The organism is Campylobacter sp. 2018MI34 (genome assembly GCF_016598975.1).
Lineage (GTDB): Bacteria > Campylobacterota > Campylobacteria > Campylobacterales > Campylobacteraceae > Campylobacter_D.
The window spans coordinates 17,745-29,490 of the sequence record NZ_JAENKS010000016.1; the positions used below are offsets into that span (position 1 = coordinate 17,745).

General features: G+C 24.9%; 9 protein-coding genes. 7 read left to right on the forward strand and 2 right to left on the reverse strand.

Features of this window, described 5'->3' with window-relative positions:
• Positions 1-2 precede the first annotated feature (2 nt).
• The gene (locus JG676_RS05440; protein ID WP_200217554.1) at positions 3-572 is read left to right on the forward strand and encodes a phospholipid-binding protein MlaC; all 570 of its coding nucleotides are present in this window, start codon (positions 3-5) and stop codon (positions 570-572) included.
• Positions 573-2,990 carry an RND family transporter gene (locus JG676_RS05445; protein WP_200217555.1) on the forward strand — a complete coding sequence of 806 codons (2,418 nt, stop codon included), beginning with the start codon at positions 573-575 and terminating at the stop codon, positions 2,988-2,990. It begins immediately after the preceding gene.
• Here JG676_RS05445 and rdgB read toward each other — a convergent pair.
• Positions 2,984-3,598: an RdgB/HAM1 family non-canonical purine NTP pyrophosphatase gene (gene rdgB / locus JG676_RS05450; RefSeq protein WP_200217556.1), complete on the reverse strand. Its 615-nt coding sequence runs from the start codon at positions 3,596-3,598 to the stop codon at positions 2,984-2,986. The genes JG676_RS05445 and rdgB overlap by 7 nt on opposite strands.
• A 124-nt stretch (positions 3,599-3,722) precedes the next feature.
• Between rdgB and JG676_RS05455 the strand changes: the two genes are divergently transcribed.
• On the forward strand, positions 3,723-5,018 hold the full coding sequence (locus tag JG676_RS05455) for an MFS transporter (RefSeq protein ID WP_200217557.1): 1,296 nt from the start codon (positions 3,723-3,725) through the stop codon (positions 5,016-5,018).
• Positions 5,015-5,818 (forward strand): alpha/beta hydrolase, encoded by an 804-nt coding sequence (locus JG676_RS05460; RefSeq protein ID WP_200217558.1) that lies wholly within the window; start codon positions 5,015-5,017, stop codon positions 5,816-5,818. The genes JG676_RS05455 and JG676_RS05460 overlap by 4 nt, the downstream gene beginning before the upstream one ends.
• Here the strand turns inward: JG676_RS05460 and JG676_RS05465 are convergent.
• The gene (locus JG676_RS05465; RefSeq protein WP_200217559.1) at positions 5,799-7,457 is read right to left on the reverse strand and encodes a 4Fe-4S dicluster domain-containing protein; all 1,659 of its coding nucleotides are present in this window, start codon (positions 7,455-7,457) and stop codon (positions 5,799-5,801) included. The two genes, JG676_RS05460 and JG676_RS05465, sit on opposite strands and share 20 nt — an antisense overlap.
• A 68-nt stretch (positions 7,458-7,525) precedes the next feature.
• Here JG676_RS05465 and selA point away from each other — a divergent pair, with 68 nt between their 5' ends.
• From selA to JG676_RS05480, 3 genes are read left to right on the forward strand one after another with little or no spacing between them, the layout of a single operon-like run.
• Entirely contained in the window at positions 7,526-8,857 is a 1,332-nt protein-coding gene (gene selA / locus JG676_RS05470; RefSeq protein ID WP_200217560.1) for an L-seryl-tRNA(Sec) selenium transferase, read from the forward strand.
• Complete coding sequence (gene selB / locus JG676_RS05475) at positions 8,854-10,650, forward strand: selenocysteine-specific translation elongation factor (protein WP_200217561.1); 1,797 nt, start codon at positions 8,854-8,856, stop codon at positions 10,648-10,650. Before selA ends, selB begins: the two co-directional genes overlap by 4 nt.
• A 44-nt stretch (positions 10,651-10,694) precedes the next feature.
• Positions 10,695-11,405, forward strand: coding sequence for a thioredoxin fold domain-containing protein (locus tag JG676_RS05480; RefSeq protein WP_200170257.1), 711 nt, complete (start codon positions 10,695-10,697; stop codon positions 11,403-11,405).
• Positions 11,406-11,746 lie beyond the last annotated feature (341 nt).

Sequence of the window (11,746 nt, forward strand, 5' to 3'; positions counted from 1 at the left end):
AAATGAAAAAAATATTTTTAATTTTAGCTCTTGTATTAAATGTATTTGCCTTAAAGTTAGATGAAATTGAAAGTTTAATGCAAAAAAATATTGATAAAAGTCTTGAAATTTTACAAAATACAAAAGGCGATAAAAAAGAAGCTGCAAAGGAAATTTTTAAACTTTTTGATCACATAATTGATTATAAACTTATGGCAAAACTTTCTCTTTCAAAATATTATAACAATTTAAGCAAAGAAGAACAAGAAAAATTCACACAGGCTTTTGAAGAAAATCTTAAAAAAAGTTTTACTGATAAACTCAGTCTTTATAAAGATCAAATACTAAAAGTGAAATATGGGGAAGAAAAAAATAAAAATCGTTATTTTTTAACAAGTTCTATGATAATTGATGGGGAAGAAAAAAATGTTATTTTTAAATTCTATAATCAAAACAATGATTGGCTTATTTATGATGTAGATGTTTTAGGTATAAGTATTATTCAAACTTATCGATCTCAGTTTAGTGATATTTTAGAAAATGGCGATTTTAACACTTTAATGAAAAAAATTAAAGATATTAATATTGATTAAATGCTAATTTATTTTTTAAAAAAAATTACCAATTATCCTAAGATTACTTTAATTACTACTTTAATTTTTTGCACAATTTTAAGTTTTTTCTCCTTAAAACTTCAAATTGATGCAAGTGCAGATAGTCTTCTTTTAGAAGATGATAAAGATTTAAAAATCTTTAGGGAAATTTCTAAAGATTATAAAAGTGATGACTTTTTAATCATTGCTTTTAAACCAAAAGACCTTGATCCTTTCTCCAAACAGAGTTTAGAAAAATTAAAAAATATACATAAAGATCTAGAAAATTCTTACAATGTTGAACGTGTTTTGAGTATTATAAACGCACCTCTTCTTCAAAGTAATGATCAAATAGATCTAAAAGAGCTTATTAAAAATATCCCAAATATCACTTTTAAAGATATCAATAAAAGCAAAGCTAAAAATGAAATTCTAAATAGTCCTTTTTATAAAAATAATATTATTTCCAAAGATGGAACAACTACAGCTTTAATTATTTATTTAAATCCTGATTTAAAATTAAATCAACTTTTAGAACAAAAATATGAAGCAAATCAATCACAAAAAGAAAAATATCAAATTCAAATTCAAGAACATCTAAATTTGCAAAAAACTATCACAAAAAAAAGCTTAGATCAAATAAAAAATATTATGCAAAGTTATCAAAAAAATGGAGATATGTTTTATATTAGCGGTATAAGCTTGATAGCTGAAGATATGATATCTTATATAAAAGATGATCTTTTAATTTATGGTTTTACTCTTGTATTGCTACTTAGTTTAGCTTTATATTATTTTTTTAGATCTTTACGTTTTGTATTTTTACCTCTTTTTATTTGTTTTATAAGTTTAAGTTCTGCAAGTGGTGTTTTTGCTTTACTTGGCTTTAAAATCACAGTTATTTCTTCTAATTATGTTGCACTAATTCTTATAATCACCCTTAGTGTAGTAATCCATCTAATCACACATTTTATAGAATGCTCTAATAAATTTCCACATACTAAAATACAAAATGTTGTTCTTGCAACTCTTTTAACCAAAGCAAAACCTAGCTTTTATGCTATATTAACCACTATGATAGGATTTTTAAGCTTGATTTTTTCAAATATAGAACCTATTATTAAGCTAGGGATTATGATGAGCATTGGCATAAGCTTAAGCTTAATTCTTAGTTATCTTTTTTTGGGAAGTATTTTAACTCTTTTAAAACCAAAAAATTATAGTAAAAAAGAATTTAAATTTAATTTTTTAAGCTTTTGCGCAAAAGCGAGTTTGAATCATAGAAAACTAATTTATGCTTTTACTTTCTTAGCAAGTATTTTTGCTTTAGTTGGGATTTCTTCTTTAAGAGTTGAGAATTCTTTTGTTAATTATTTTAAAGATGGAAGTGAAATTAAAAAAGGATTATTGCTTATTGATACAAAATTAGGCGGAACTTTGCCTTTAGATATAATTATAAAATTTAAAGATGATGCTAAATTTCAAAATAATGATAATCTAGATAGTTTTGAAAATGAATTTGAAGCTTTGAGTCAAGAAAAAACTTATTGGTTTAATGCAAAAAAAATTCGTATAGTGAAAAAAATACACGAATATTTAGAAAATAAACCTTATATAGGTTCTATTCTTAGTTTAAATAGTCTTTTAATTTTAGGAAAAAATATCAACGGTGGTAAAGATTTAGATGATTTTGCTCTAGCATTTTTAAATGAAAATTTGCCAAATAACTTCAAAAAAGATTTACTTTCTCCTTTTGTAAATATAGATAAAAATGAGTTAAGATTTACTATGCGTATCATAGATTCTGATCCGAATTTACGTCGCAATGAATTTTTAAAAGAGCTAAACAAAGAATTAAACGAACTTTTAAAAAACGATGATGTTTCAGTGCAAATTGCTGGGATTATGGTTCTTTATAATAATATGCTTCAAAGTCTTTTTTCATCACAATTTAATACCTTAATATTTGTTATTTTAGTGATATTTGTCCTTTTTCTTATGATATTTAGAGATTTGAAATTTTCTATAATTGCCCTTATTGTAAATATTGTTCCAATTAGCGTTGTTTTTGCCCTTATGGGAATTTTAAATATACCTTTGGATATGATGAGTATTACTATAGCTGCTATTTCTATGGGTATAGGAGTTGATGATGCTATCCATTATATCTATCGTTTTAAGCAAACAATTAAAAATAAAAGTATCAAAGAAGCTATTTTAAATACACATAATTCAATAGGTTCAGCCCTTTATTACACAAGTATAAGTATTATTTTAGGATTTAGCGTGATGATGAGTAGCAATTTTATACCAACAATTTATTTTGGGGCTTTAACTATATTTGTGATGATATTGCTTCTTTTAGGAAGTTTATTTTTACTTCCTAGTCTTTTAATCACTTTTAAAAAAAATCAATAAGCCCTGCTTAAAACCTTAATTAAAATTTGTGCCAAATTTAAAGCTTTAAACCTATGAGAAATAAGATTTTTACAACTATCATCAAGTTGTGCTAAAGTTTTTGTAAAACCATTAGGGATAAACAAAGGATCATAGCCAAAACCATTTTTACCTCTCTCTTCGCAAATTACTTTTCCGTGCATCCATCCGTGCGAACTTAAATCTCCAAATTTAGAGCTTATTCCAATAGCAGCCGTATAAAAAGCCTTACTTTCAAAAATACCTTTTTTTTGAAGTTCATCTATAAGTTTTTTGCGATTACCTTCATCATTTTGTGATTTTGAAAATCTTGCAGAATAAATTCCAGGTCTTCCATCTAAAGCTTCAACACAAATTCCACTATCATCACTCAAAACAATAAATTCTTCTTGCTGATCTTTACTTAAAGCATTAAAAACTGCTCTTGATTTAATCAAAGCATTTTCTTTAAAAGAAATTCCATTTTCTTCTATTTCAAAAGCTTGCATAATATCACCAAAAGCATAAACCTCGTAATTTGTTAAAATATTTTTACACTCATAAACCTTATGGATATTATTTGTTGCAAGTATAATTTTATTTTTAAACATACCAAACCTTAAAAATTTATTTCAATGATTTAGAATTTTAATAATATTAAATAAGACAAAACTTAATACTTACTTAATATTATTAATAGTAAAATTATCCTAAATTAAATCCTTAGGGCATTTTATGTTAAATACTATTTTAGCTTTATCTTTTATCGTTGGAACAAGATTTTTTGGACTTTTTATAGTTTTGCCTATTTTAAGCCTTTATGCACTTAAACTTGAAGGATCAAATGAATTTTTAGTAGGACTTTTAGTAGGTATATATGCTTTAATGCAAATGATTTTTCAAGTTCCTTTTGGGATATTAAGCGATAAAATTGGACGAAAAAAAACTTTGCTTTTTGGTCTTATTATTTTTATTATAGGTTCGCTTATTTGTTCTTTTGCAAACGATATTTATACTATGCTTTTTGGAAGAATGCTTCAAGGAGCTGGAGCTATAGGAGCTGTTGCTACTGCAATGATTAGTGACTTTATCAATGAAGAAAATAGAGCAAAAGCTATGGCCATAATGGGTTCTTTTATAGGAATTAGTTTTGCAGCTTCTATGGTGATTTCTCCTTTAATGAGTGCTAAATGGGGGCTTTCAAGCCTTTTTGATCTAAGTACTTTTTTAACATTGCTTTGTATTATCTTGCTCTATACCATAGTTCCAAAAGAAAACAAACTTATACACGAAAATGAAAAAACACCTTTTTTTCATCTTATTAAACAAAAAAATTTAACTCTTATGAATATCACTAATTTTATGCAAAAAATGCTTATGAGTATTGCATTTTTGATTATTCCTATAATCTTAGTAAAACATTTTAATTTTGAACAAAATAAACTTTGGATTATTTATACTATATCTATGATAGCAGGATTTATTGCTATGGGATTTGCTGGAAGTTTAGGAGAAAGAAAAAACTTATCTAAGCAAATTTTACTTATTGGAGTATTTTTTTTCATACTCTCTTATTTATGTTTTACTTTTTCGTATTCTCTTAATTTTTTTATTTTTTCAGTAATTATCTTTTTTATAGGCTTTAACTTACATGAACCCATTATGCAATCTTGTGCTTCAAAATTTTGCAAAGTTCATGAAAAAGGTGTAGCTTTGGGGATATTTAATTCCTTTGGATACGGAGGAAGTTTTATAGGAGGAATTTTAGGGGGATTATTTTTACATTTTGAAAAACTAGAACTTCTTACTATTGTTTTAGTAGTTTTATCTGTATTTTGGTTTATTTTGCTTTTATTTTTAAAAAATCCAGCTGAATTTAAAAATATTTATCTAAACCTTAACACGCCTTTAAATTGGGAAAAACTTTTAAATACTAAAGGTGTTATAGATATTTACAAAAATTCAAAAAATTTAGTAATTAAATTTGATAATAAACTTATAAGTAAAGAAGAATTAGAAGCAAAAATATGAATAAATTTTTATTTTTTCTTCTTTTTGTATCTTTTGCCTTTGCTAAACCAAGTCAAAAAATTCCAGAAATTTCAACTATAGCAAAAAAGATTTTTTTTATAGAAAAAACTATTTATTCTACACATCACAATATAGATTATAAAATCTTTATTGCAACAAATAATACAAATGCTAAAGAATATAAAAGCATTTATTTACTTGATGGCAATGCTTTCTTTCCTTTATTTTTAAATCTTTTTTCTAAACCAATAAAAGAAAATCTTTTAATCATAGGCATAGGTTATAACACTTCTTTAGCTTTTGATACTAAAAACCGCACAAAAGATTATACACCCGATAAGCAAGATGGATTTGAAGAAAGTGGAGGAAGTGAAAATTTTAGAACTTTTTTAAAAACACAACTAATGCCTTATATCGAACAATATTATCCTAGTGATAAAAATTATAAAGCTATTTTTGGACATTCTTTTGGAGGGCTTTTTGCTCTTGATACACTTTTAAAAGATAGCAAGCTTTTTAGTCATTATTTTATCATTTCCCCTTCTTTATGGTGGAATGAAACTAAATTTTTACCCCAAAAAATCAAATTATCATCTTGTCCTAAAATATATTTTGCAATGGGTTCTGCCGAAAGAAAAAGGTATGCATTGCTAAGTACTAAAGAGCTTAGTCAAAAAATTTCACAAGAAAGTTCTTGCAAAAGCTCTTTTAAACTTTTTGAAAATGAAACTCACGGAAGTGTTATTAATAAAGCTATGATTTATGCTAAAGAAATTTTTCTTAAACCATCATCGCCTTAATCATCACTTTAGCCTTGCATTCTGCACAGCAATAAAGTGTTTTGATTTTATTCTCATCATTGCCAAATTTATCTTTCATAAAGTTTGCTATCTTTTCAACTGCTTTTTTTGTAGCAAATTCTTTACCGCATTCTATACAAGCAAAAAGTTCATCTTTGGCTAAAGTGTGATATTTAAAATAATCTTTATTTAGCTCTATACCGCTACGCACAAGTTTTAAGGTATCTTTTTCAGCACAACTTGACTCACAATATCCACAAGTAGTACAAAGTGAAGGATTAAATTTTAAAGCATTTTCTTTAGAATCAGCAATCAATGCTCCCACATTACAAGCTCCTACACAAGAAAGACAAAGCGTACAAGTATCAGGATTGATTAAAACTTGACCATATCTTAACCATTCTCCACTTTCTACCCTACCTAAATCATCATCAGCAATTAAATGTTCTAATCTTTTAGCAAAAAGCTCTCTAGTTGTAAGAAAATTTGAATGAAGCTCAAAAGAAAGACCTTGGATAAATTCTAATTTTTCTAAAACATTTTCAAGCTCTTGTTTATCTTTAGCTACAAAAATGGCCTTTTTGTTAAATTTTCTCTCAAAAATAGTATTTAAAAGATTTATAGCTTCATTACTTCCTTTTGAAACAAAATTAGTATAAAAAACTAAATTTGCTCCGCTATTTTGCAAAAGCGTTAAAAAATGCATATTAGAAAGCCATTTTTCACCTTCTATCATCAAGGGTAAAATATCTTCTTTTAGATTCAATTCTAAATTTTCTAAAGACATTTTTTTAGGAATAATTAAAATTTTATAACCCTTATATAAATTAGCTATTTCAAAAAAACTATTTCTTGGCATAGGAGCATAATCAAGTGAACCACTAGGGCAAATACTAATACATCCTCCACATCCTAAACAATCTATTTGAGAAAATTCCAATTCTCTTCTTTCATCATCTTTTAAAATAGCCGTTGTAGGACAAATTTCAGCACATTTTGCACAATGTTCGCTACGTCTTTGATGATATTGACATATACTCAAATCATAAGTAATATAAGTTTTATAATGATATTTTGGGGTTTTTTGTTCTAAAAATTCAAAAAGCTCCTCGGTGCTTTTAAAAGAACTTATATCAAAACATCCACTTTGTCTTGTAAAATCTTTGCGTATTTTGTCTAAATTCCCATTAAAAAGTAAAATATCAAAATCAAGCTCAATTTCTTCGCTATCTTTCTTAACTATAGCACAAAGCTCACCAATTGAACCAAAAACAGATATAAGTTCATCATTTTTAAAATTTAAAACTTTAAAATTTTTACTTTTTAAAAAATCACTAATTTCTTCTTTAATATCTACTAAAATGATATTTTTACCTACTTCTTTAACCTGCTCTAAATCAAGTCCTAAATCATAAGCTATCAATCTTGCTTCATAAAGTTTTGATACATTTTTACTTCTTTTTAAGGTATCATCTTTTGAATTTTTTAGATAAAAATTAATTTCAGGGGCATAAATTTGTGCTTTTTGATTTTTATCATTTGAAATTAAAAACTCATTTTCATTTGGTTTGTCTAAAATAGTGATATTATCTTCTAAAGGAATTAAAAAATCATTTTTTACATAAACAAAATCTTGCATTTTTAACCTTAAAAACTTTGATTATAAATTTTATGTTAAAATAGCAAAATATTTTCTTAAGGTTTAAGATGAACAAATTTAGAGACTTCCCGCAAATTTCTAGTCTAATAAAAGATGAAAACTTAAAAATTTACCCTTTGTATCTTAGAAACTATTTTTCTAAATGCGTCATTAAAGAAATGAAAAAAAAATTACAAAAAAATTTAGACAAAAATATAGACAAAGCAGAAATTTTAGATGAAATTCAAAATAAAATAAAATACTTTTTAAAAAACGATCTTCAAAGTCTTATTAATGCAAGCGGGGTTGTCATACATACGAATTTAGGAAGAAGTGTAATTGATGAAGATCTTTATGAAAACTGCAAAAAAATAATTTGTTCTTATTCTAATTTAGAATTTGATCTTAAAACAGGAAAAAGAGGTTCAAGATATGATTCTTTGCTAGAAAAATTTAAAATCCTTTTTGAATGTGAAGATGCTTTAGTTGTAAATAATAACGCAGCAGCAGTTTTTTTGATCCTTAATACCTTAGCTAAAGATAAAGAAGTAATTAGTTCAAGAGGAGAGCTTGTAGAGATTGGAGGAAGTTTTAGAATTCCTGAAGTAATTAAAGCAGCAGGAGTAAAACTTTATGAAATTGGAACTAGCAATAAAACTCATTTAAAAGATTACGAAGAAGCTATCAATGAAAATTCTGCCCTAATCTTAAAAACACACAAATCTAATTTTTCTTTACTTGGATTTCAAAGTGAGGTAAATTTAAAAGAATTAAAAGTCTTATCTAAAAAGAAAAAATTAATACTTTATTATGATTTAGGATCAGGATGGTGCGAAAATCTTAATTTAGATTTAATAAAAAATGAGCCAGAAATTAAAAAACTTTTAAAAGATTGTGATATTTTAAGTTTTAGTGCAGATAAGCTTTTTGGTTCTGTGCAAGGTGGTATTATTTTAGGAAAGAAAAAATTTATAGAAAAAATTAAAAAAAATCAGCTTTTAAGAATGTTAAGAGTGGATAAATTAAGTATTACCTTTTTAAATGAAACGCTTAAATTTTATTTAGATAAAAAATTTGAAAAAATTACTACTTTAAAGCTTTTAAATGATGATTTAGAGCACGTAAAACAAAAAGCCTTAAAAGTTCAAAAAAATATCAAATTTAAAACTATACTTCAAAAAAGTAAAAGCCTAGTTGGAGGGGGTTCTATGCCTGATAAGAGTTTAGAAACTTTTGTTTTAGCTTTTGAAGGCAAAGCTTTACTTTTACAAAAAAAATTTAGAGAAAAAAATATCATAGGACGCATTGAAAATAAAAAATTTATTCTCGATTTTCGAAGTATTAGAGAAGATGAATTAACTCATTTAAGCAATATTATAAATTCAATGGATACGCTATGAATTCTTTACTCATTGGAACTGCTGGGCACATAGATCATGGCAAAACTTCTTTAATTAAAGCTTTGAATGGTTTTGAAGGTGATACTTTAAAAGAAGAAAAAGACAGAAAAATAACCATCAATTTAAGTTTTTCAAATTTAAATTTCGAAAATAAATATATTTCTTTCATTGATGTTCCAGGACATAAAGATCTTGTTAAAACTATGATAAGCGGAGCTTTTGGCTTTAGCGCTTGTTTATTTGTTGTTGATATTAATGAGGGCTTAAAAGAGCAAAGTTTAGAACATTTAGAAGTACTTAATCTTTTAGGGATAAAAGATATTATTTTAGTATTTAGCAAATGTGACTTATGTAAAAATTTAAAAGAACAAAGTGAAAATATTTTAAAAAATTTAAATTTTACTCCTATGGAAATTTTTTATATTTCCATTAAAGATATAAAAAGCATAGAAAAGCTAAAAAACTATCTTTTAAATTTAGAATGCAAAAATACAGATGAAAATTTAATTTTTCGTTATTACATTGATAGGGTTTTTTCTTTAAAAGGTATAGGGACTATAGTTACTGGAAGTCTTAATGAAGGAAGCATTAGCCTTAATGAAAAGATTATATGCCTTGATAATCAAAAAGAACTTATCATTAAAAATATACAAAATCACGAAAAAAATCATACCACAATAAAAGCTTATAACCGCGTAGCTCTAAGTTTAAATTGTGATCATAAAGAACTAAAAAAAGGTTATATACTTAGTAAAAAAGGCTATTTTAAAGCTTTCAAAGAATGCGATGTTTTAATAAAAGCAAAAAATTTAAAAAATGAAAAAATGATTTTTTGCGTTGGAACAAAACAAATAGAATGCAAAATTTCCATACTTAAACAATTAGAAAATAATGAATTTTTTGCTCATTTAAACTTTGAAAAAAATCTTTTTTTATGCTTTAATGAAAGATTTATCTTGCTTCAAAATAATCGCGTTGTTGGAGGTGGAAGAGTTTTAAATCCTGTAAGCGAACCTTTAAAAAAAGAAGCAAAAATTAAACTTTTAAATTTTTTAAAAGAAGAAAAACTCAAAGAAAGTTTTAATTATCTTAAAGAAATTCATGAGTATGGTTTTGGCTTATTATCAAGCTATCAAAGATTTAAATTACAACACGAAGACGCCCTAAACTTAGCCAAAGAGCTTGATAATGTTTTTGTGGATGAAAAAGAATTAAATGTTTATACATTAACAATTTTAGAAGAAATAAAAAAATTTATTGCTTTTAGTATAAAAAAAAATCCTTATGCTATGCTTTCAGCTCACTCCTTAGCTTTAAGAATTCCTTGGGCAAGTAAAAGTTTTTGCGAGTTAGCTTTAAAAAACACAAAAGAACTTGATTTTAATAAAGGAATATATTTTAAAAAAGGAATAGATTTTAAAAAAATAGAAGAAAAAAACAATAATGAACTTTTTAATATCATTAAAAAACAAGGAATTTATCCTAAAGCTCCTTATAATATCTATGATTTTTTAGATCTTGATAGAAAAAGTGGTGATGATATATTAAAAAAACTCACTAAAAATTCTCTTGTAGTAAGATTAGCTCATAATCTTTTTATAGAAAAAAAAGCTTTAGACAATCTAATGAAAGAATTTTTAGAACTCTTAAAATACGAAAGTCTTGATGTGCAAAAAGTCAAAGAAAAATTTAATCTTTCAAGAAAATATGCCATAGCTTATTTAGAATACCTAGATAAAGATGAAAGAGTTCAAAAAATCAATGAAAAAAGATTTTTAAAAACAAACATTTAATTTAATATTATAAAATTAAAAATAAATTAAAAAGGATATAAATGATGAAAAAAATTGCCTTAGTTTTAATCACTGCAAATTTAGCTTTTGCGGCTAGCAATGCTCAAATTAGTGATTTTTATTCGCAAAGTATTAAAGCTCAATTTCCCGATGCAAAAATAAATATTGAAAAAAGAGAAAAAGCAGGTGATACTGGTTTTGATAGTGTAATTTTAAGTGTTGAAATTGATGGTTTAAAACAAGAAGAAATTCTTTTTACAAAAGATGATATTATAGTTCCTGATATTATCGATTTAAAATCAAAAATTTCTTATCGTCAAGAATATGAAATGAAAAAATTCCAAGATGCTAGGGATAATTTTATTAAAAATGCTAAAGTAGTAGCAGAAAAAGAAAAAATGGTTATTAAACTAGGAGATAAAAATAAACCTGCAATTTATGTTTTTACAGATCCTGAGTGCCCTTATTGTAGAGAACATTTAAAAAATATTGATGAAGAACTAAAACAATATCAAGTAAATCTTATAATCACTCCAGTTCATGGAAAAAGTGCTTTTGAAAAATCAGCTTTAATTTATAAAGAAGTTAAAAAAGCTAAAAATGATAAAGAAAAAATTGCAATCTTAAATAAATATTTTGATCCAAATATCAAAAACTATCCAAAAGTAAGCGAAAATGAACTCAAAGAAGCTTTTGCTCTTTATGAAAAATATAGAGCTTTAGGACTTAGCGCTACTCCAACTATCATAAAATAATTTTGATGCTAAAAAGCATCAAAATTTATAAATATAATCAATTTTCTAAACTTTAACTATATACACAAATAAAATTTAAATTAATATTTCTTTCTATCACTTTATAAAAAACTTAAGAATTTATTTTAATAATTTTTATGAAATTAAAATAAATCTTAATTTATTTTATTACAAACAATACTTCTAAAGATAATAAAGAATTAAAATATAAAGAATTATCTTTAAAAATCAAAATATTTATTTATAAGAATTATAAATTTTATATTTGTTTTTGTTTGTATGTTTATTTTTATTATTTATGTTTAGTTATTTAGTTTTATTTGTTATTTTTAATCTTTATT